Annotated in this window: 15 protein-coding genes; 10 read left to right on the forward strand and 5 right to left on the reverse strand. The window is 39.8% G+C overall.

Features of this window, described 5'->3' with window-relative positions; all coding sequences use genetic code 11:
• Nucleotides 1-32: 32 nt before the first annotated feature.
• The 3 genes from RT761_RS11735 to RT761_RS11745 form a co-directional block, all read right to left on the reverse strand.
• The gene (locus RT761_RS11735; RefSeq protein ID WP_218111607.1) at nucleotides 33-1,043 is read right to left on the reverse strand and encodes an ABC transporter permease; all 1,011 of its coding nucleotides are present in this window, start codon (nucleotides 1,041-1,043) and stop codon (nucleotides 33-35) included.
• A gap of 5 nt (nucleotides 1,044-1,048) precedes the next feature.
• Complete coding sequence (locus tag RT761_RS11740) at nucleotides 1,049-2,560, reverse strand: sugar ABC transporter ATP-binding protein (RefSeq protein WP_218111608.1); 1,512 nt, start codon at nucleotides 2,558-2,560, stop codon at nucleotides 1,049-1,051.
• Nucleotides 2,561-2,714: 154 nt separating this feature from the next.
• A complete protein-coding gene (locus tag RT761_RS11745) occupies nucleotides 2,715-3,722 on the reverse strand; it encodes an autoinducer 2 ABC transporter substrate-binding protein (RefSeq protein WP_218111609.1) in 1,008 nt (335 codons plus the stop codon).
• Between the two features lie 374 nt (nucleotides 3,723-4,096).
• On the opposite strand from RT761_RS11745, the gene RT761_RS11750 reads away from it, so the two are divergent.
• The 5 genes from RT761_RS11750 (at nucleotide 4,097) to RT761_RS11770 (ending at nucleotide 9,367) form a co-directional block, all read left to right on the forward strand.
• Nucleotides 4,097-5,128, forward strand: a complete 1,032-nt coding sequence (locus RT761_RS11750) for a sugar phosphate isomerase/epimerase family protein (protein ID WP_218111610.1) — start codon at nucleotides 4,097-4,099, stop codon at nucleotides 5,126-5,128.
• Between the two features lie 248 nt (nucleotides 5,129-5,376).
• Nucleotides 5,377-6,645, forward strand: coding sequence for an ABC transporter substrate-binding protein (locus RT761_RS11755; protein WP_218111611.1), 1,269 nt, complete (start codon nucleotides 5,377-5,379; stop codon nucleotides 6,643-6,645).
• Between the two features lie 62 nt (nucleotides 6,646-6,707).
• Entirely contained in the window at nucleotides 6,708-7,610 is a 903-nt protein-coding gene (locus tag RT761_RS11760) for a carbohydrate ABC transporter permease (RefSeq protein WP_218111612.1), read from the forward strand.
• 32 nt (nucleotides 7,611-7,642) lie between these two features.
• Nucleotides 7,643-8,488 (forward strand): carbohydrate ABC transporter permease, encoded by an 846-nt coding sequence (locus RT761_RS11765; protein ID WP_246465357.1) that lies wholly within the window; start codon nucleotides 7,643-7,645, stop codon nucleotides 8,486-8,488.
• Nucleotides 8,489-8,536: 48 nt separating this feature from the next.
• Nucleotides 8,537-9,367 carry a creatininase family protein gene (locus RT761_RS11770; protein ID WP_218111614.1) on the forward strand — a complete coding sequence of 277 codons (831 nt, stop codon included), beginning with the start codon at nucleotides 8,537-8,539 and terminating at the stop codon, nucleotides 9,365-9,367.
• 198 nt (nucleotides 9,368-9,565) lie between these two features.
• Here the strand turns inward: RT761_RS11770 and RT761_RS11775 are convergent, their stop codons facing one another.
• Nucleotides 9,566-12,319: an EAL domain-containing protein gene (locus RT761_RS11775; protein ID WP_246465364.1), complete on the reverse strand. Its 2,754-nt coding sequence runs from the start codon at nucleotides 12,317-12,319 to the stop codon at nucleotides 9,566-9,568.
• Between RT761_RS11775 and RT761_RS14135 the strand changes: the two genes are divergently transcribed.
• From RT761_RS14135 to RT761_RS11785, 3 genes are all read left to right on the forward strand, one after another.
• Nucleotides 12,204-12,689, forward strand: coding sequence for a hypothetical protein (locus RT761_RS14135; protein ID WP_246465379.1), 486 nt, complete (start codon nucleotides 12,204-12,206; stop codon nucleotides 12,687-12,689). The two genes, RT761_RS11775 and RT761_RS14135, sit on opposite strands and share 116 nt — an antisense overlap.
• A 1,819-nt stretch (nucleotides 12,690-14,508) precedes the next feature.
• Nucleotides 14,509-15,465, forward strand: a complete 957-nt coding sequence (locus RT761_RS11780) for an ATP-binding cassette domain-containing protein (RefSeq protein WP_218111616.1) — start codon at nucleotides 14,509-14,511, stop codon at nucleotides 15,463-15,465.
• Nucleotides 15,462-16,253, forward strand: a complete 792-nt coding sequence (locus tag RT761_RS11785) for an ABC transporter permease (RefSeq protein WP_218111617.1) — start codon at nucleotides 15,462-15,464, stop codon at nucleotides 16,251-16,253. Before RT761_RS11780 ends, RT761_RS11785 begins: the two co-directional genes overlap by 4 nt.
• Nucleotides 16,254-16,671: 418 nt before the next feature.
• Here RT761_RS11785 and RT761_RS11790 read toward each other — a convergent pair whose 3' ends face one another.
• On the reverse strand, nucleotides 16,672-17,496 hold the full coding sequence (locus tag RT761_RS11790; RefSeq protein WP_218111618.1) for a zinc finger domain-containing protein: 825 nt from the start codon (nucleotides 17,494-17,496) through the stop codon (nucleotides 16,672-16,674).
• Between the two features lie 367 nt (nucleotides 17,497-17,863).
• On the opposite strand from RT761_RS11790, the gene RT761_RS11795 reads away from it, so the two are divergent.
• Both RT761_RS11795 and RT761_RS11800 read left to right on the forward strand, forming a co-directional pair.
• Complete coding sequence (locus RT761_RS11795; RefSeq protein WP_218111619.1) at nucleotides 17,864-19,003, forward strand: PQQ-dependent sugar dehydrogenase; 1,140 nt, start codon at nucleotides 17,864-17,866, stop codon at nucleotides 19,001-19,003.
• 357 nt (nucleotides 19,004-19,360) lie between these two features.
• Nucleotides 19,361-22,087, forward strand: coding sequence for a PAS domain S-box protein (locus tag RT761_RS11800; RefSeq protein WP_218111620.1), 2,727 nt, complete (start codon nucleotides 19,361-19,363; stop codon nucleotides 22,085-22,087).
• Nucleotides 22,088-22,514 lie beyond the last annotated feature (427 nt).

A 22,514-nucleotide genomic window follows, 5' to 3' on the forward strand; every position in this document is an offset into this window, starting at 1 on the left:
TGCCCTCCAACCAAGATTTTTAATTTTCATAATTAAATCATCATACTCTTTCGAATCTGATAAGAACTCAAGCTGACGCTTATGGCTACAATAACTCCAGTGAAAAATTCCTGCCAAAAAGAAGAGAGACCAATCAAAATAAGACTATTATTCAACAAAGTAATCATGGCGACTCCTAATATGGTGCCAATGACCGTTCCCGATCCTCCGGTTATCCTGGTTCCACCCAATACCACCGGCGCTATGACGCTCAGCTCAGAACCAACTAAATAAGTCGGATTACTATAGCGAATGAGTGAAACGTGGAGAACACCGGCTATTCCGGCTAATATTCCAACATAACAGTAAATAAAAAATTGAATGTTGAAAACATTCATACCCGATCGTTTGGCAGCTTCCATATCGCCACCTATGGCGTATATTCCTCTTCCTAACTGGGTATAGGTAAGGATAAACCAGGTGAGAAGAGCAACAGCTATGAAAATCACGGTAAATATTGATAATCCATAACTCCCCCCCTCGGGTTTAACCACAGTAAACACATTGGTAGCACCAAACTTTTTAAAACAATCCGGTAACTGTGCCGAATTCACCGCTTTGGTTCCGACCACGGTGAGCAGGATTCCATGAAAAACATTTAAGGTACCCAGGGTAGCAATAAAGGTTGGAATTTTAAAGTAGGAAATGATTAGGCCATTTACTGCCCCTAAGCTTAACCCAACCAAACAGGAGATTAAAAAAGCGAAAAAGATATTATCCACTCCACTGGCTATCAAAACATTGGCCGCAATGTACTGGCCGGATATGGCGATTGCAGTAAAAGACATATCAATGCCACCGGAGAGGAGAACCACAAAAACTCCAATTGCCATGATGCCCATACTTGCACTGCTTTTTCCCAGATCGAGTAAATTTTCAAAAGATAAAAAAGAGGGATTCAAAGAGGTGACCAAAATAGAGTAGGCCACGATTATTAAAGATAAATACGCTTCGTTTTGATTGAATACTTTCTGGATCTGACTTTTACTAATCGTTCCAGTCATGGTCTTTATCCTTCACTATTTTTTGAATTGCTCGATACTAAATCGAATAACTTATCCTCGGTTATATCAATAGTATTGACTTCTTGAACAATTCTTCCGTCTGCCATTACCAGAATCCGATTACAGTTACGCACAATTTCTGGAACTTCATCGGAAATCATGATAACCCCAATACCTTTTCTTGCTAACTGTCGAATCAAATTGTGTATATTGCTTTTAGAATTGACATCAATTCCAACTGTAGGACTGTCTAAGATAAATACCTTGGGATCGGTAGCCAACCACTTGGCTATAACAACTCGCTGTTGATTCCCACCGGAAAGCGCTTGAACCGCAACTTCTAAAGAAGGAACATTGATATTCAATTCATCAATCCACATTTTGGCATATTCATGTTTCTTGCTGTAATTGAGGAGTTTGGATTTAGTCAATATTTTTCTCAAATTGGTGACGACTACATTATTCTGAATCGACTGCCTTAAAAATAAACCCTGGTTAAGCCGGTCTTCTGGCAAATAACATAAACCCAAACTGATTGCTTTTCGGGGAGAGTTAATTTTCACCGGCTCTTCATTCATATATATAGTTCCTGAGTCAGGTTTATTCAAACCAAATAGGGATAGCGCTACCTCAGTCCTTCCTGAACCCAGAGACCCAATCATACCGATTATTTCACCTGGCCTCAGTTTAAAGCTAATATCCTTGAATTGACCTTTCTTGGAAAGGTCCTTTACTTCCAATAAGGTTTTTTGATCAGCTCCTTCGTGATAGTCGAAAACCGAACGATCGATTTTTTTCCCGCTCATATAAAAAGAAAGGTTATCGTAATCTAATTCACCAGCGTTATAGTCACCAACTTTTTTCCCATCCCTTAAAACCGTCACTTTTTCAGCAATTTGCAAAACTTCACTCAACTTGTGGCTCACAAATAAGGTAGAAATTCCACTTTCTTTCAAATCTAAAATGACTGATAAGAGTTTATCAATTTCTTTCTTGGTGATAGCTGTAGTCGGTTCGTCCATGATAATGAGTTTGGCATTTCGAAGCAGGGCACGGCAGATGGCAACCAGTTGTTTATTGGCAATAGAAATATTTTCTACCTTTTCCTTTAGATCGAGCTCCTTTTTTATTGTTAATAAAACACTCGAAGCAATATCTTTTACTTCTTTCCAATTAATAATTTTCTTTTTTTCTTCAATCAGCTGATTAAGAGAAATGTTTTCGGCTACCGAAAGGTTGGGAAACAAAGATAAATCCTGATATATAACTTGAATCCCTTCATTGATTGAATCGATCGGTCTTAGGTTTTTATAGCTTTTCCCCTGGATAATAATTTCGCCACCATTTGGTGCAACCACGCCAGCAATAATCTTGATGAGAGTAGACTTCCCAGAACCATTTTCACCGACCAAGCAATGAATTTCACCCGGGCCGATAGTCATGCTGACATTATCTAAAGCTTGTACTCCGGCGTAGAACTTACTCACATTTTGAATTTTTAAAAAATCTTCAGTCATGGTATCCCTTCTAAAATAAATGAGCTGGGGAGATAGTACACATCACCCAACTCACTTATTTTATCGTGTTCTTTTTTGAAACTGTCCTTTAATATGGGCTTTTTTAAAGATACATAAAAGAAAAATCACTATCTATTCTATTCATTTGTACCAATTATAAGTCGTAGTCATCCACGTTTTCGGCAGTAACGTCATGCCAGGCCTGGCCATAAATTACCGGGAAGCCATGTTGATTATTTTGAATAGTGATGCTTTCATATCCAGGTTTCCCTAAATCCATACCTTCTTTGATTTCATTTCCTTTAAGAACTTCCCAGGCTACCTTGCAAGAGACATACCCAGCATCGGCTGGAATCCAGAAATGGATTGACTTGGCAGCTCCGTTCTTCAAGTAGTCATAGGCAACTGAGGGGAGGCAGGTTCCATACGCTCCGACTTTGCCAATGAGACCTTTTTCTTCGATGGCTAAAGCTGCTCCCGGAACCGTGCTCATAGCGCTTCCCATAACACCTTTAAGATTTGGATAGGTCCTTAACAATTCCAAGGTTTTTTCATAAGCAATCTGTTGGTTTTCTTGTTCTTCGATCCGATCGGTTACCAATTTCATGTTCGGATATTTTTCCTGTTGTTGGGCGATTTCAGCATCAACCCATTCATTGTGGGTGGTCGAAGTCAGGTGTCCAACAAAACAAGCATATTCTCCTTCTAAATTCAAATCTTCTGCCATAACATCCATCATATGTCTTCCATAGGCATCATTATCGAAGGCTTCAATATCAAAGGTTACCTGTTTTTGGTTGGATGCTTCGTGGGTAAAAGTAAGGATTCCGGCATCATTGGCTTTTTTAAATACTGGCTCTAAGGCAACCGGATCATTCGGTACGACGATAATGGCGTCAACTTTTTTGGCAATCAGGTCTTCAATTAAAGCGATCTGTGAGGCTGGATCAGCAGTAGCAGCACCAATTTGATAGGCGTTAACACCAGTTTCCTCGGCAAATTCTTCAACACCAAGTCTCATGTTATCAAACCAGGCAACTCCTTCAAGTTTGACCACCATAACAATTTCAAAATCAGTATCATCGGCTTCGGCAACGACAAATAGGGATAAGGTTAACAACAATACCGTCGAGAGCAATAATAGCAGTTTAAATCTTTTCATTTTCATCCTCCTTAATAAATTATAAGAAATAAAATTAAACTATTGGATTTACCTAAAAGACAATATCGTTTGTCAATGAATGATAACTAACTTCCGTGGGTCACCTCCATTCCTAGGTATCCAATTTCAGGAATTACAGAAAATACCTCCTTTCCTGCTAGTAAGCTTTATATTTTTAAATTCAAATCTTTAAAAATAATTAACAATATTCTAAACTTCATATTATCCCAATTCTTATTTTAAAGTCAATTTCTCTTCAGAAAATTTGTATACATGATTTTATACCATTTAGAGTCAAACATACGAAAAATATTCTTTCACCTAAAAATTTTGATATTGTCATGATAAAATAAAAAAAGAAAGGGGATATAGCAATGTCAAAATTTAAATTTTCAGTTGGTCCCTGGAACGTTCATGAGGGAGCAGATGCCTTTGGTCCTCCAGTAAGAGAAAGCATACCGTTAACTGAGAAGATCAAGAAATTTAAGGAAATTGGTTTTGATGCAGTGCAGTTTCATGATGATGATGTCGTACCAGAGATGAACGATCTTTCCGATGCAGCTATTAAACAAAAAGCGAAAGAAGTCAAAAAAGTATTAAAGGACAACGGATTGGGAGCCGAATTTGTCGCACCCCGGCTGTGGATGGATCCTAGAACAATTGATGGGGGTTTCACCTCAAACGATCCGAAAGATCGAGATTTTGCCCAATGGAGAGCTTTAAGATCTATAGATATTGCCAATGAACTGGGATGCAACAAACTGGTTCTTTGGTTAGCTCGAGAAGGCACTCTTTGCTATGAAAGCAAAGATCCGGTTCTTTCAGTGAATCGTATTATTGAAGCTATAAACAAGATGCTTGAATATGATAAGAATATTCATGTGCTCATTGAGACCAAACCAAACGAGCCAATAGATAGAAGTTTTTGTCCTACCATCGGTCATGCTATTGCTTTATCTAATAAAACGATCGATCCCGATCGAGTCGGTGCTCTTTTGGAAAGTGCCCATGCCATCTTAGCCGGTCTCGACCCGGCCAATGAGATCGCCTTTGGTCTTGCCAACAAAAAGCTTTGGAGCGTTCATCTCAATGATCAAAATGGTATCAAGTACGATCAGGACAAAACTTTTGGTGTGGAAAATTTAAGACAGGCATTTAATCAGATAAAAGTTCTCGTCGAAAACAACTATGGGAAAAATGGTGAGTACGTTGGTCTCGATGTAAAAGCCATGAGAACTCAAAAAATCGAAGATAGTTACCGCCACCTTTACAATAGTCTTAAAATTGCTAAAATTCTCGAAGACAAAGCCAACAAATTCGATTATACTTTCCAAAAGAAATGCGTTGAGGAGAGAAACTACGAAGCGCTCGAGATGTATGTTCTTGACCTCATAATGAAAGGATAAATGACGGTTTTTGTTATATATGATACTGATGAAAATAGGTTCTCCCTCACCTTTCCTCCCCCTCCCACCAGGGGAGAGGAAAAAAAGAAAAATGGGAGAAGGTGAGGATGAGGGTGAATATAAATAAACTACCGAATTTTTTTATTTTTTTTTAATTCATTGAGAAAGGAGGTTGCTTTTTGGTATTAAAGAAATTTTTGTGTTTATGAATTTGAAAGAATTTAAAAAATGAAGGAGGGTTACAATAAGTGAAAAATTTGACGATAGTTTTTGTCATATTGTTTTTGTTGATTTCCGTTTCTATGGTATGGGCTCAAGAAGAAAAGATAAATATTGTTCATTATCACTGGACTCAGCCTCCTTATGACGAAATAAATGCCAATGCTGCAAAAACCTTTATGGAAAAATATCCCAACGTCAATATCGAAATCATTTTCATTGCTGATCCCGATATGCCTACCAAGGTCAGAACCGCGGCTCTTGGAGGAGGAGGAATGGACTCCTTTGCCATGCCCAACATGCAATCGGCCTGGTTTATGGCCAACGGTATATGTGCTGAAATAATGCCCTCTGCCTTTGGCAAAGAAACCATAGAAGAAGTCCTGGAGATGTGGCAAGAAGGTTCATTACAAAAAACTGGAGGTTTTTACAACGGGAAATATTATGGTATTCCCTTTGAAATGAGTAGTTATGTGGCATGGATTAATACCGGCCATATGAAAGAAGCTGGTTTAGATCCAGTCGCCAATTTACCCAAAACCTGGAAAGAGTTTGTCGATGCCTGCAGTAAGATGACGGTTCGTCAAAATGATGTCATTGTCAGAAACGGTTTTGCCATTAACCTGAAAGCTTCAGTATTTCCATTTTTAGTTCTCCATAGCTTTATGGAGCAAAAAGGCTTAGATTGGCCAACCGAACAAGGGTTAATGGATAGCTTGGATAAACCAGAAGCCCTGGAAGCGCTGTCCACTTTCACCAATTTTGCCACCAAGGATGGTATTTTTAATCCTGGCTTGTTCGATGATGAAAGAGAAGGGTTTGGAAATGGTCTTTGCAGTACCTTCCTTACCGGTGGAAGCTGGTATTGGGGTGTCCTCGACAGCTATTCGGTTGCTCGAGAAGATGTCACACCGATACCCTATCCTCGTTTTGAAGGTGGGAAAGATATCGGTGGACCGGTTTATGGGTACTGTGTATTTGTAGCCGAACAGAGTAAGAACAAAGAATGGGCTTGGAAATGGCTTGACCATCTTGCCAACCAACCGGAAGCTTTCATAGAACATGGGTATTTCCAGCCCAGAAATTCTTTGGATCCTGCTCTTGCAGATAAATACATACTGAATAATGACGTTTTTGATGCCGAAAGACGGAATGGTGCCGCTCTTCTTGCTTCTCCAAAATTCAGTGAAACTCAAGATGCCGTTGGAGAAGCCGTCCGCCGGGTTGTCTTCGGAGGAATGTCCAACGAAGAATCTTTGAACGCCTTGAAGGAAGAATTAAGCGATATTCTTGAATAAGCGTGATGAAGGTTTTCAAAAAATTTTTAAACAATAATAACTGGGGAGGGTTGGGAAGTAACATGAAGAAGAAAAATGCAGGAATCCCAAAAGCCAATTACTACGATCGGTTGCAAAAACAAGGATACATTTTCATTCTTCCAACTCTCCTCCTTTTTTCCATATTTCTTATTTATCCCATGTTAGATGCCTTTCGCCTATCGCTTTACGAGTGGAATTTTACCGGATCACCACTCTATATTGGGCTAAGAAACTTTATTAAATTATTCGCAACTAAAAGATTTTGGAGCTCCTATTCAGTCACCCTCCAATTTACCTTCCTTAGCGTCTTTCTTCTCATGTTTATATCCTTTTGGCTTTCTTTGGCTTTCACCAGCAAGTTGTGCTGGTTCAAACAATTATATCAATCAATGGTGTTCCTCCCGGTTGTCCTGCCCATGGTTGCAATAGCTGTGGTTTGGAAATTTATGTTCCAAAGCACCGGATTGTTGTCGGTGGTTTTCCTGGATATTTTTGGTTGGAACATTCCCTGGCTGACGTCAACCAAGATAGCTCCCTATACTATGGTTTTGGTAAATGTTTGGAAATTTACTGGGTATTATATGGTCATGTTTATCGCTGGTTTATTAAATATTCCCGATGTTTATCATGAAGCCGCTAAAATCGATGGAGCTGGTTTTTGGAGACGTTTGATACACATAACACTGCCGCTTCTAAAAAATACCTTAATTTTGGTTTTTGTATCCTGTGCCATATTCTCTTTTGGCACTTTTGCTCTGCAATATGTTATGACTGGCGGAGGACCAAGCCGATCAACCGAAGTACTGACTCTTTTAGTTTATAAAGAAGCTTTTGAATACACCAAGTTTGGCTATTCAGCAGCTATATCAGTTATGTTTTTTTTGACTTTGTTTATCTTTTCAATCATTCAGTTGAGAATCTTTAGTTCGCAAGCCGAGGTCTAATCATCCAAAGCTTATCGGAGGAAGTGATTTTGGTGCAAATTACAAATAAAGGTAAATTGAGGATAGCAGCCATATTTTTAAACTTGACTTTGTTTATTGTTGGAATTATTTATCTCATTCCTTTTATTTGGATGGTTTTATCCTCTTTTAAGCTTAATGCCGATGTATTATCGATTCCAATAAAAATTTTACCCAGAACCTGGAATTTCCAGAGCTATCCCAACGCCCTGAATTATGCAGGATATAATTTCCCCAGGTATTTTTTCAACAGTTTTATCGTTCTGGTATTTGCGGTCTTATTATGTTTATTTTTGTCGGCCACAGCAGGATATGGTTTTGCCAAATACAAGTTTAAAAAGAATAAACTTCTTTTTGTCGTTGTCATGTCGACTCTGATGATTCCTTTTGAGGCTATTGTGATACCCTTGTTCCTTCTGATAACCAGGCTCAATTTACAAGATAACTACTTAGCTCTGATCATTCCCGGAGGTCTTACTGCTTTTGGCGTATTTCTAATGAGGCAGTTTTTCTATTCAATTCCCGATGAAATCATTGAAGCGGCAAGAATTGATGGAGCATCAGAATGGCAGATATTTTGGCGAGTGTCAATGCCCTTGGCGAAAACAGCCGTTCTCTCTTTAGCTATTCTTCACGGACAATGGGTATGGAACCTTTTACTGTGGCCTTTAATTGTCATGTCAAAACCCGATATGCGAACTCTTCCCCAGGGAATCTCACTTTTCAGTGGAGTTTATTTTACTCCTTATCCCGAGCAGTTAGCCATTAGCGTACTGGCTTGTTTGCCAACTTTAATTCTGTTTATTTTCCTGTCGAGGAATTTCATGGAAGGAGTTGCTTTAACCGGATTAAAGACCTGAGTTTTGAATTGAATAAATTTCTTATAACTTTAGACTGGAGGAATTTCAATGAACAAGAATGATCGGGAAATTCGATTTGAACTTCTTAGACCAGGGCAGTTAATACAAGAAAGAGAAAGATGTCCATTAATTTTTGTACCAATTGCACCCTTGGAGTACCACGGTCCCCATTTACCGGTAGGCATGGACCCAATAAATGCAACCTTTTCCGCTTTAGAAACCTGTAGAAGATTAGGGAAGGGAGTGGTGTATCCCACCATTCATTGTGGAACCGAAAGAGAGCGGCCAGCGTGGATGCTGGAAAGTCTTGGTTTTAAGGCGACTGACTGGGTAGTAGGGATGGATTTCCCAACTGCTTTATGGAAAAGCCATTACTCCAAAGAACACATTTTTGGCCTTATTCTTGCCAATGAAATACAGTTTTTGGTTGACCATGATTACAAGGTGATAGTCATTGTAAACGGACATGGGGCAGTCAATCACCAGGAAACCATCGACCGTATTGCCAAAGATTTTTCTCATACAACCGATACTTTGGTGGTATGGAATTTAACCATTCCTGATGAAGTTCTCAAAGATGGGTTAGCCGGTCATGCTGATATCTATGAAACCTCGATGATGTTGTATTATCAAAAGCTTTTTGGTTCAGATTCTATAGTGGATTTCTCGGCTATACCGGATAAAAGCGTACCAATTCATTATCCTGACTTTTCAATCGTTGACGGTGCAGGATTTAGCAAGGAACCCGATCCGGAAAAAATAGTCAGAACCGACCCCAGAAACGCGAACGAAGCTTTGGGCAAAGAACTCCATGAAAAAATTGTCGGGGATTTTTTGAATCTTACCAAAGATGCCTTGAAGAATAAAGGATTACTATAGAGAAGCGTCCACTTAGGAATTGAGTCAAAGGCAAAGGAACAGCTTCAAACAGAGGCGAAAAAGAACAGCCACCTTCAAGCGTAAGTGCTGGTTGTGGCTGTTCTTTTTATTCAAACACTGAAAGTTTAAAAACTCTTTCCTATTCTTAGATCGCTAAGGCAAACCAAAGACGAGATTGATCTTGGATGTTCTTAATAGCTACTGTTTATTATTTTTCAAGAAATGAAGTGCCGAATCCGCATCAAGCGGTTTACTGATTAGAAACCCCTGTATCCGGTCACAACCGAGGGTTCGTAGGCAACTGAGCTGCTTCTCATGTTCAACACCTTCGGCCACAACACAGTGGCCCAGCTTATGAGCCATGGATATTATGTCTCCAGCCAGCGCTTCTTCTGGTTCCAACACCAGCAAATTATCGATGAAGCTTTTATCAATTTTAACGCAATCAATGTTTAATTCACTTACACGAGAAAAAAAGGAGTAGCCTGTCCTAAAATCATCGATGAGTACTTCAATTTCAGCCGCTTTAAGCGCAGAAATAACCGTGTTTATTTCTGCTCGCTCTGTGGCAAATACCGATTCAGTAATTTCAACGCCGACATTCTCTGGATTCAGATGCATTTCGTTGATCAGATGTAACATCCTATCGGCAAATCCAGGTTCCAGCAACTGCATTGTCGAAATATTAATAGATACGGCAATTGTATCGTGACCATTGGCTTTCAACTTGTTTAAAAAATGGAAAGCCTGAAGAATAATTCTTTCTCCCAAAGAAACAATCATGTTTGATTTTTCGGCTATTGGTATGAACTCCAAAGGATAAACCAATCCATATTTCTCATTGTGAAGCCTGGCTAAAGCTTCGAACCCGCATACTTGATTTGAAGCAAGGTCGAAAATCGGCTGAAACAACAAATAAAGCCGGTCGGTGTTTATCCCTTCTGCGATTTCGGTAAGCTCTTGGTTAATTTCAATCTCACGGGTCGCAAGAGCTTCAATTTCCGGACCATAGAATGAAATGATATTATCCTTGCTATTATTATTTGCTGCCATTTCACTTGTAATCAGAAGCAATTTCAATAACTCATCAGTATTACTTATTCGAGATTCGTCTATCTCGATTACTCCTATACCACCATTAATTCCATGGGTATGAAGATGCGAGTATAATGTATGAGAAATGGCTTCACAAAAAGCCGTTAGGTCTTTTTTATCCTGATAATCTTTCACATAAAAAACAAATCGACTTTCGTGGGTATTGAACAAGGAATAATTCTCATTACAAAAAGTCCTTAAAGAATCAGCGATTCTCTTAAGCATATCTTGGTTGTAACGAAATCCGTAACGCAGACTAAGTATGTGCATAGCAGACAGGTTGATAATTATTAACGCTCTCTTGCCCTCCGGGTGCATCAATGCATCGCGTTCCAATATTTTTTCCAATACATAACGGTTATACAGCCCAGTTAGCAGCACATGCTCATGGTTGTATTTCAAGGTAGCTTCCATTTTCTTGCGTTCGGTTATATCCGTAATAATGCAAAGATGGTCATCGGATTTTCCGCCCGAGGTGCTGAACGGAGCTACCAGCATATTAACCCAAACAACAGAGCCGTCTGGTTTAATATAACACTTTTCCAACGAGTATTGATCGATTTTGCCATTTTTAAATTGCTTGTAATAGGCCAGATCGGCAGCCAGGTCTTCCGGGTCGGTTAGCTCTGCCCAGGTCATTTTTTGCAGTTTTTCTTTTGTACGCCCAAGAATTTGCTCATACGCCGGGTTAATATTAATATCTTCAAATTCTTCGTTTCTTGTATGACTTTTGTCATTCATGATAGCTATTCCAACCGGGGCTTGTTTAAATATTTTGGAATAGAATTCTTCTCTGATTACCTGAGTTTTGATTCTTTTTATATAAGCAGCATTTTTCTCTTTGTAGGCTTTTATCAGCGTGATGATAACCAGGACGCCCGAATAAGAAATGATTCCCGGCAAAGATGCGGTTGAATCGCTTCTTATTAGAAATAATACTGAACTCAAGAGACTGATGGTGTTTATAATAACAGATGAGATATACCCCGGTCTGTTTTCTTTCAATACCAGGTATATTGAAATGAACATCTGTATTTGAACAATAATCCCTCTGATTACTGATTCGTCAAGAACGATCGAACCCACGGCAAGGCTTTTATCTGAAAGAAATACTTGCAAGAAAGAAAGTACTAAATATACAAGAACACTGGCAAATAAGATTATGTAGCTGGTTTTTCTATCTATGCCTTCTTTTGTGCCAAAGCTATCTTTTTGAAGAACGTTGTATATGGAGAGGGCGGGTATCAGCATAATAACAGGCGCTAACTGAGGCAAATCAGAATACAGACTGCTTAAAATCACATCGGTTATTGTTCCAAGAATAAGAGCACTGATTATTGACAGACGAATAATGCGTGATTCCCTTTTTATGATGTTATCGGTTGATTTTTTACTCCATCGATACAAAATCAATAACCCGGTTAGTGTGAATCCGATATAGTAGGCGTAGAATATCCAGTCCCAAATATTATTTTGGGCAATATTAATCCAACCATAATTTGTTTGATAAAGATTATACGGATAAGGGTTTAATCCATTGGGAACAGCAAAAGCAAACAAAGAGAAGAAAGCCGGTAAATAAAGATATAAATAGTACCACCACTTTTTAATTGATATAGCTTTGCCGGTTATGGTGAGTATAAAATGCAGCAAAATCGCGTAAACTGTGCCCCAACCAATCGCCGAAAAACGACGCCATATTTCACTCGTTGCGGCATCAGATGCAATGGTTGACAGCGACATGCCTGACGACCAAATTGTAATCGCTGCGGTAAGAGCAAAGAATACTCTGTTGGTCGGAGCTTTATGGTTGCTTTGCAATGTAAATATTCCGCTGACCAGCACAATAGTGCTCACAGCGAAAAAGAGTAATGAAATCATCCAAGTAATAAGCATCCGGTTTCTCCCTTTATTTTCAGAAGATAACGACTTGATTGCAGCCGTGGTTTTTCTCCTTGCAACAATGAATGCTATGTCTGTTTTTTTTACAGTTTCCAGCAAACCTTCCTCTACACAATATTCTGCAACATCATCTGTTTTATTTCCTGTTTCAGTGTTTGTTCTCCAATCATATTATCTTTCAACATATCAGCCCTATGCGCCAGTTTTCCTATTTCGTCTGCTCCTTGCCTTTATGGTATTGAGTAATCCACTTTCCCTGACTGATGTTCTCCAATATAAGTATATAATATCATTGAATGGTTGGACATATTTTCTTCTAAAATAAATCGAGAGAAAAATAACAATTATTATATTTATAAACAATTGGCTGAGGCTCACCAAAAGATTCTTAAATTTTTTCAATATTCTTTTAATTTTCTGATCTAATCATAAGGTTGTTCATTGGAAACAGCTAAAAAAATTTGATGATATTATGATCTTTCTTTCAGGATAGACGTTCATGCCGCTTAGTAGCACCAGATGTGGATGAAAATACCTATCTAAATCCGTCATTGCGAGGAGCGTCTTGTGCGACGTGGCAATCTCTACCATCCACTTAGTCATTCTGAGGAGTCCGGTGTTTTTGCCGGACGACGTAAGAATCTCATCATTTAAAGTATTTATGAAGAAAAAACTTAAAAGATGAGATCCTCACGCCCTCAAAAAGCGAGGGCTCAGGATGACCGATTAAAGGCACACCCCCCTTTATCCCCCCTCAATGGGGGAATTTATAAGATGGTATTTACAGGATAGACCTTCATGCTGCTTTCGCAGCACCAGATGTGGATGAAAATACTTACCCAGGAATCGTTTCTCCCTTTAGAAAAGGGGGTAAGGGGGTTTTGATTTTTTAGTAACTAATTGAATCCCTCTTAATTTCCCTTAATATAAAGAGAGAAAATAATAAAGATTGAGCATGAGAGATTGCCACGTCACTCCGTTCCTCGCAATGACGATTCAGAGTTCCTTCTCCCTGGATGAGGGTGAAAGCCCAAGATTCGACATGCCATGGCATGTCGCTACATTAAATAAAGAACGGGCAAATACATTGCGCCCCTACATTGTTGATTCTTTGGTATGGGCTTGATTTATCATGCCCGCATATAGATTTTCAGGATAGACCCTCGTGCCACTTTCATGACACTAGATGTGGATGGAAATACTTACCCAGGAATCGTTTCCCCCTTTAGTAAAGGGGGTAAGGGGGATTTGAATTTTTCCTGTTCCGTCATTCAGACTGTGTCACAATTATTCTATAAATTTTTTACCACCACTTATGTTAATGTTTTACAGGAATATTGGGAATAGATAACCCAAAAACTGAAGATAAATAGAATGTATCCTCCACTTTCAAACTATTCTTGGTGTATGAAAGGGATTGTGACACAGCCTGATTGCGAGGAGCGTCCTATGCGACGTGGCAATCTCATTCCTAAAAACAGTGAGTCGTGAGAAGTGAATTGTGAGCCGTGAGCCGAATAAAAAATTAAGAATTGATGAACATTAGTAGCGAGAAATCCATGAAAAAAGCCTCTCCCTTAAAACAAAGGGAGAAAAAACAATATAAAATAATTAGAAGATGAGATCCTCACGCCCTCGAAAAGCGAGGGCTCAGGATGACTAAAAGGGATGTGAGATTGCCACGACCTCAAAAAACCAGGTCTCGCAATGACGGATTGGATTGATGAGATCCTCACGCCATTAAATACTGAGGGGACGAGGGGGAGAAAAAGGAGAAAAGAAGAGGGCTCAGGATGACGGCATTTTTAAGCATTAGTGTATTTTCAGGACAGCAACTTCAGCTATCTAGTTAAATTTTGGGTTCTCAGCTTTTATGATAAAATTGATTGGTTTTTTCTTGTTAGTTAGTCCAATTAATAAATATTAAAGCTGGATTTTAACTATTATTCTTTCTAATTAGAGGCGAGCCAAAATGCAAGATACCAAATTGCTGGGAGCATGTGGCTTGTATTGCGGAGCTGGTTATCACTATCTGGTTTTTTACCGGGAAACGAACACCTTTTGGAAAAGTACCGCCTATTAGGACATGAATTGGAATTAAGAGAACAATCAAAGCGAATTATCTTCAGGAAGGAAGGCAGAAGGTGCACGAGTACGCCATAGAAATAGAAAACCTTAAAAAATCCTTTAAAAAATTAGATGTACTCAAAGGAGTCAATTTAACCGTCAAACCAGGTGAGGTATTAACTTTACTGGGTCCCAACGGTGCTGGGAAAACAACAATTATCCGCATCTTAAGCACGTTATTGAAACCGGATAGCGGAAAGGTCATCGTTAACGGTTATAATCTCAAAACCCAAGCCCAGGAAATCCGCCAAAGCATTGGTCTTACTGGTCAGTATACCGCTGTGGATGAATATCTCACCGGATTGGAAAATCTGGAAATGATGGGAAGACTCTACCATTTGAATCGAACTGAAATAAAACAGCGGGTTCCGAAGTTATTGGAACAGTTTGACCTTATGGAAGCGGCTCGTCGGCCAGTAAAAAATTATTCAGGAGGGATGCGCCGCAAACTTGACTTAGCTGCTGGCTTAATTGCATCTCCTCCCATCGTTTTTTTAGATGAACCGACCAGTTCCCTTGATCCCCGCAGCCGTCTCGCCGTTTGGGAAATTATAAAATATTTAGTATCTGAAGGAATAACAGTTTTTTTAACTACTCAGCATCTGGAAGAAGCCGATACCTTAGCTGATCGAGTAGCGGTGATTAATGGTGGCCGTATTATTGCCAACGATACTCCGGAACGTTTAAAAAATCTGGTTGGGAAGGAGCGCTTGGAATTGGTTTTTAAGACTTCCGAGGATTTTGCCCGAGCTTTGACCATCATCAAGGGGAGTGAGCTGTACCATGATCAAAAAACCAACACGGTGAGTTTAGCTGTGGAAAGAGGGGTAATTGATATTCAAGAAATCTTGAATCGAATGGAGAAAGCCGGGATTCAGGTTGAGACTCTAACTCTTCGCAAACCAACTTTGGATGATGTCTTTATGCATTTTACCGGTCGGAAATCTGAAGAAGGGGAGGGATTGAAGGCATGAAAAGACAATCTCTCTATCAGAAAGCTTGCTGGTTAGCGAATGATATTCAAGTGCTTTTTATTCGCAGCCTCAAACATATCTATAAGAATTATGACCAATTGCTTGGCTTGACTATTCAACCGATCATGTTTATGCTCCTCTTCCGATATGTCCTGGGTGGCGCTATTTTGGTTGAAGAGGGGACTTATATAAATTTTCTGATGGCAGGTATTCTTATCCAAGGAGTGGCATTTGGTTCTTTAACCACTTCCTATAGCATTGCGATGGACCTCCAGCGGGGCATTATCGACCGCCTAAAGACGCTCCCCATTGCCAGCTGGGCGGTAATGATGGGGCACGTAGCCGGTGATCTGGTCCGTAATACTCTTCAAGCAGTTATTATTATTTTTATGGGGCTGTTGGTCGGTTTTCATCCTTCAGCATCAGTACCGGATTGGGTAGTAATCGCTGTTTTAGTTTTTCTTTTTACTCTAGCCGTTTCTTGGATGGCTGCCATTATGGGATTAGCAGCAAAAACTCTGGAATCGGTTTCTTGGATAGGCTTTCTGGTTATGTTTCCTCTGACCTTTGCCAGTGCTGCCTTTGTCCCGACCAAAACCATGCCTCCTGTGCTTCGAACTTTTGCCGAGAATCAACCGGTCACCCACATAGTGGAAGCTATACGCGCTCTGACACTAGGAAAATCAGCAGGTCAGCATCTATGGTTCGCTCTGGTATGGTGCATGGCAATCATTATTATTTCAATTCCCGTTGCAGCCTACTTATTCAGAAGACATGGAGGTAAGTAGTTCAAGGGAGAAGGGTCTTAGTGAATGTGTCATCCTGAGCCCTCTTCTTTTCTCCTTTTTCTCCCCCTCGCCCCCTCGCGCCCTCTCCCCCTCAGTATTTAATGGCGTGAGGATCTCATCAATCCAATCCGTCATTGCGAGACCTCGCTTTTTGAGGTCGTGGCAATCTCATTTTTTTATAATTTCTTCTTCATAAAATTTTAAAGGATGTGATTCTAACGTCGTCCGGCAAAAAACACCGGACTCCTCAGAAAAAAGAATAGCTAAAAGAGATTTCCACGTCGTCCAACCAAAAAACGATTAGATTCCTCGCAATGACGGATTTAGATACCTCATCCTCTTATACTGACTGGTAAATGGTACGGGGGCAGTTTAAGCTATATGGTGGTTTATACGGAAGGCAAGGTCTTATCAGTACTTATTTCTGGCAATGTTCACAGAAATAAATACTCCCTCCCAAATAGGCTTCCTTTTTTATAATTGTTCCGCAAATAGGGCAGGGCTGGTTGGCGGTATTTTTGCATAGAATAGTCTGATACCCACCAGGGTGACCGAAGAGGTCCAGCTCAGTATCACGTCCGCCTTTTTCTGTCATAGCCATAAGTGTAGATCGAACCGCCTGATACAAGGTTTTCTTGTCATCCTCAGAAAGATTGTTAACTTTTCGTTTGGGATGCATTTTCGCATTGAAGAGAATATCCTGCAACACACCATTCCCGAGCCCAGGAATTCTTTGTTTGGTTGCCAGCAATGCCTTAAGGCTGAGTTTCTGTGCATCTGAAGGAGAAATGATTTGATAAAAATAACTCTCATTAAAATCAGGTGATAAGGGGGAAGTCTTTTCCTTGGCAATGAAATAGTAAGGATTATCCAATTCACCAGCAGGGAATGCCCCTAATCCTCCATACATCTGGACTGAAGCGCTCAGAGCGGCACGATCGTCAAATTCAATAAGGAGTTGATGGCGAGCTGGACGGGGTTCGCCTTCTTTATGCAATCTTAGATTTACCCCTTCAGTAAACAAAAGCCGATTCTCCTCAACATCCATTTCAACCATGCTTCCAAAACCGCGGGCCTCTCCACATTTTTTATGAATAAGTAAATTGGGATATTCAGCTGGCTTTCCAAAATACCAGGCTAATTTATGAGGAGTTTGCTCAGCAATTACACTCGTAATTCTTTTTCCTGAGAAAGTTGTTCTCAATTGACCGGCCATATTCATCGCTTCTGGTAATTCGATCATAATCCCACCTCCTTTAATTTGCCCCTCATTTTATCCTTTCTAAATCATTTTACAATAATACGAGGAAGGACGACTCAAAAATAGATTTTATAGCCTTCAAATTACCTGGAATAATATCCCTTTAATTCTTCTTTTATTCTATAACTCAATTTTTCTAAATAGCTAGCGATAAAAATAAAACCAGAAACGACCGATGCATATCAGCTAATAACCGGTAAAAAATATGCAAACAAGTACTTTCACCTTTATTTAGCTTTAAGAAATAAGTGAACACCTATAAGAGGAAAACTTTAAAAATGGCGTTTCATTCAATATCAATTTCAGAGCCAGGATAAGTTGAACTTTTGGAATTTAAGGAGTGAGAACAATGAATAAGTCAATGATAAATAGAATTTTAGGTATTATGATGATCCTCGGCATATTTGCTTTCTCTTCCGTCACTCTTTTAGCAGCTGACGGTTTTCCCGATAGAATGGTTCCAGAGCCTCCCGGTATCATAGTCGAACGATGGGTTGAGAACTTGGAAATCCCCTGGTCTCTCATTTTCCTCCCCAACAATCGCGCCTTGGTAAGTGAGCGTCCGGGAAGAATTCGATTGATCGAAAACGGAATTCTTCGAGAAGAACCCTACGCAACTCTTGAGGTTACCCATATTGGAGAAGGGGGGTTAATGGGTCTGGCCCTCCATCCCAATTATCCAGAGGAACCCTATATATATGCAATGCATACCTTTCAGGGAGCAACCGGCTTGGTTAATCGGATAATATTACTTCGTGACCAAGGCAATAGGGCAGTTTTTGAACGAGTAATTTTTGATGATATCCCGGGAGGACGGAATCATAATGGCGGCCGGATAGCTTTTGGACCGGATGGAATGCTTTATGCAACAACTGGAGAAACCTTTCAGGGTAAGCTGGCTCAGGACCTCGATTCCTGGGGTGGTAAAATTCTTCGTCTAACTCCCGATGGAAAGATACCCAATGATAATCCTTTTCCTGGGTCGCCGGTTTACTCCTATGGAAATCGCAACCCGCAGGGCTTAGCTTGGCATCCCGAAACCGGTGATCTCTTTTCCTCCGAACATGGACCATCTGGCGAACAGGGATGGCGGGGTCATGATGAAATCAATCTGATCATCCCGGGAGGAAATTATGGGTGGCCTATAGAAATAGGAATTCACCAAAACCCTGCTTTCATCGGGCCGATTGTCTTCTGGCAAAACTCAACTCCTCCAACCGGAATGACTTTTTTCCGGAAGGATCTTTTTGTTGCTTCTCTCAGAAGCCAAGCCTTGCTCAGGATTATCTTAGAGATCAAAGATGGCGATTACCAAGTCAAGGAAATAGAGCGATGGTTTGCCAGTGGTCCGTCTGCTGGACACTTTGGAAGACTTCGAGATGTGGTTAAAGGCCCGGATGGCAATTTATACCTTTTAACCAGTAATCGCGATGGAAGAGGGCGACCTCGACCAGGTGACGATACTATCTTGCGTTTGATTTTTCCTTAGTTTCTTGGTCAATTCAGACAAAAAAGTTGATTAGCGAAGCTTTTCTCCCATTTCCGAGTTTGTTGTTTCAAGAATTTTATCGAATCGGATCTTCTCATTTCTATTTATATAGAACTAAAGATTTTGGTTATTATGCCGATATTTTTTAAGAAAGACGTGGGACAAAATCTAGGTAAAGATATTCGAAACGTCTTATGGCTGAGCGAACTTTTTTAAGAAAATAACCAATTTAACTCATCTTAAAATTCCATCAATTCATTTTTTATTGCTGATTTCTTTATTCGTCTTATGAACTCACTCTAAAAATTCAAATAATTGAAAAATGAATGAAAATATCTTAGTAACGGATAAAAAATAATGAAAATATCTACGGCTTTATTAAAAAAAATTCAGCCCTCTCAAAACACTCCAACTCTATTTACCATTTTTATTAGTCTTTATGCTGTCTTTCTTTTTTTAGGAGCGTATTATTTTCCCACCATCATAACGACAATATTAATCCTTCCCTTTTTTATGATTAGTGCTTACCGTTGGAAATTAGTTGGAGGGATATTATCCAGTGTTTGGAGTGTTATACTCATAATTTTCTCCTCAGTTACCCACCACCATTCTCTCCTTCAAGATCTCATCGTGAGTTTATCCTCCTATATGGTAATCGGCTTATTACTAGTCATCTTATACAATTATTTAGAAAACCAGAATCTCAAATTAAAGGAAAGCGAAAATCTTTACCGACAACTTTTTGAGCAAGCTAACGATGCCATCCTGATTGTAGATAATGAAGGAAAAATTGTTAATTGTAACAATGTTGCCAGTAATCTGATTGGATATAGTCGCAACCAGCTTTTGTCCAAAAACTTAAAGGAATTCATTATCCCTCGCCCTGAACAAATAAATCAATTAGAAAACATGGACCCTCAATCGGGGGAATGGACTCTTCGCAATACTCAAGGTCGTGAAATTCTTTTTGAGGTAACTATCACTAAAATTCAAAATGGACTTTTCCTTGGAACCGGAAGGGATATCACTATAAAGAAGCAAATGGAAGAAGCCCTACGGAGTGAGTGGAAACGAGCCCAAACCTATCTGGAATTGGTACAGGTCATCCTTGTTGCTTTAGACAATCAAGGAAGAGTGACGCTCATCAACCGGAAAGGGCGGGAAATTCTTGGTTTCGAAGCCGAGGAAATCATTGGAAAAAATTGGTTCGATTATTTCATTCCAAAAAGCCTAAGAACATCGATAAAATCAGTTTTTCAAAAAATAACCTCAGGAGAAATTCAATCTTTTGAACAGTATGAAAACTCCATTGTAAATAAAGCTGGTGAAGAAATACTCATTGCTTGGCAAAATACTTTTTTATACGATAACACCGGGGAAATCATCGGTACTCTCAGTGCCGGGGAAGATATCACCGAAAGAAAAAGAACTGAGAATCAAATTAAAGAACAAATAAATACCTTGGAGGTTTTATACAAATTATCACAAGAATTTACTAAAACTTTAAATCTAAAAGAAAGAGCTAACGAAATTGTGCAGACTTGTGTTGAAAGGTTTGGTGTTTGTTTAGCTTGGTTAGCTCAGGTTGAACCAGGTGGTCGAGTAAAAATTATTGCCCAATACCCATTAGAACATTCTTACCCTCAGCAAATAAAAATACGCTGGGACGAAACTCCTGAAGGGCAGGGACCTTCCGGTCGGGCAATTCGGAGTGGGACTTATCAAATTGTTGAAGAAAGCACTACCGATCCTTCTTTCACCCCTTGGAAAGTACAAGCTATGCAAGCTGGTTTTGTAACTTCTGCTGCTTTCCCCCTCATCGGTCGTGGTCGGACTTTTGGAACATTGAATCTTTACAGTAAAACACCGGGCTTCTTTCATCCAGAGCGCTTAGAATTATTCCAAACCATAGCCCATCATGCGGCATCATCCTTAGAAAATGCCCGTTTATTTGAAGAAACCGAACAACGCCTTAAGCATATCCAAGCTTTACGTACCATCGATATGGCTATTTCAGGAAGTAGTGAACCAATGTTGGCTCAAAAAGTTGCCTTGGAGCAGATTGTTCAGCGGTTAGAAATTGATGCTGCTTCTTTATTGCGCTATGACCCCCAGCAACAAACTTTAATCTATGCTGAGGGAATTGGTTTTCGCACTCCTGCTATCGAAAAAACCTCTTTGAAATTAGGCGACGCTTTTGCCGGCCAAGCTGCTTTGGAACGTCAAATCATTTCCATTCCAAATGTGAGCGATCATAGCACTTATTGTCAAACCAATCTTTTCCGGGATGAAGGCTTCATTTCATATTATGCTGTACCTCTCTTAGCCAAAGGGCGGTTGTTTGGGGTCCTGGAAATTTTTAATCGCTCTCTCCATATCGGGAGTGAGGAATGGTACGATTTTTTGAGAAGCCTGGCTGAACAGGTGGTTATTGCAGTCGAGAAAGAAGAATTGCTTTACAACTTGGAAAAAACTAATGCTTTGCTGATCGAAACCTATGATGCGACCATTGAAGGTTGGGCTTATGCTTTAGACCTCAAAGATAGGGAAACGGAGAATCATAGTAAACGAGTGACCGAGTTAACTCTTCTCATCGCTCGAGAAATGGGAGTCGAAGAAAAAGACTTAGTACACATTCGGCGTGGAGCGCTCCTTCACGACATCGGTAAAATGGGTATTCATGACTCAATTCTTTTTAAACCAGGAAAGCTTACCAAGGAAGAATGGGAAATAATGAGGAAGCATCCAATTTATGCCTATGAGATGCTTTCACCCATTCAATATCTACACCCAGCTATCGACATTCCTTACTGTCATCATGAAAGATGGGATGGGAGTGGGTATCCCCAAGGCCTAAAAGGCGAAGCTATTCCACTTTCGGCTCGAATTTTTGCCGTTGCCGATAACTTTGATGCCTTGACCAGCAAACGCCCTTATCGTGATGCCTGGCCAGTTAAAAAAGCTCTTGACTATATTCGTAAACAAAGTGGGAAAATGTTTGATCCTCGGGTAGTCGAGGTATTTCTTCATTCAGATGCAATAAAAATTCTGCATAAAGAAAAACCCTCGACTTTAGGATATTAATTTTTCAATAAAAAAACTGAGTATAATACAATTAAAATATAAATTTCAATTATTCTTTCCATAGAAACATGCGATAATAAGGATAGACTTTCATGCCATTTTCGTGGCACCAAATAAGGATGAAAATCCAAGATTCGACATGCCATGGCATGTCGCTACATTAGTCGGGCACAATTTATTGTGCCACTCCATATTTTGATTCTTTTGTAGGGCTTGATTTATCATGCCAGCATATAGATTTTCAGGATAGACCCTCATGCTGCTTTCGCAGCACCAGATGAATATGAAAATAAGTTGCCCCCTCACCCTGGCCCTCTCCCACCGAGGGGCGAGGGAAAAAAGAACAAAAGAATTCAGAGTTCCTTCTCCCTGGATGGGAGAAGGTGAGGATGAGGGTGAAAGCCCTGGATGAGATTCTGGTGAGTTA

This window comes from Atribacter laminatus, assembly GCF_015775515.1.
Taxonomy (GTDB): Bacteria; Atribacterota; Atribacteria; order Atribacterales; family Atribacteraceae; genus Atribacter; species Atribacter laminatus.

Bases quoted from the DNA above. Each gene is read 5' to 3' on its own strand.
- RT761_RS11735 (WP_218111607.1), bottom strand. From the start codon at position 1,043: ATGACTGGAACGATTAGTAAAAGTCAGATCCAGAAAGTATTCAATCAA.
- RT761_RS11740 (WP_218111608.1), bottom strand. From the start codon at position 2,560: ATGACTGAAGATTTTTTAAAAATTCAAAATGTGAGTAAGTTCTACGCC.
- RT761_RS11745 (WP_218111609.1), bottom strand. From the start codon at position 3,722: ATGAAAAGATTTAAACTGCTATTATTGCTCTCGACGGTATTGTTGTTA.
- RT761_RS11750 (WP_218111610.1), top strand. From the start codon at position 4,097: ATGTCAAAATTTAAATTTTCAGTTGGTCCCTGGAACGTTCATGAGGGA.
- RT761_RS11760 (WP_218111612.1), top strand. From the start codon at position 6,708: ATGAAGAAGAAAAATGCAGGAATCCCAAAAGCCAATTACTACGATCGG.
- RT761_RS11770 (WP_218111614.1), top strand. From the start codon at position 8,537: ATGAACAAGAATGATCGGGAAATTCGATTTGAACTTCTTAGACCAGGG.
- RT761_RS14135 (WP_246465379.1), top strand. From the start codon at position 12,204: ATGCCTGACGACCAAATTGTAATCGCTGCGGTAAGAGCAAAGAATACT.
- RT761_RS11785 (WP_218111617.1), top strand. From the start codon at position 15,462: ATGAAAAGACAATCTCTCTATCAGAAAGCTTGCTGGTTAGCGAATGAT.
- RT761_RS11790 (WP_218111618.1), bottom strand. From the start codon at position 17,496: ATGATCGAATTACCAGAAGCGATGAATATGGCCGGTCAATTGAGAACA.
- RT761_RS11795 (WP_218111619.1), top strand. From the start codon at position 17,864: ATGAATAAGTCAATGATAAATAGAATTTTAGGTATTATGATGATCCTC.
- RT761_RS11800 (WP_218111620.1), top strand. From the start codon at position 19,361: ATGAAAATATCTACGGCTTTATTAAAAAAAATTCAGCCCTCTCAAAAC.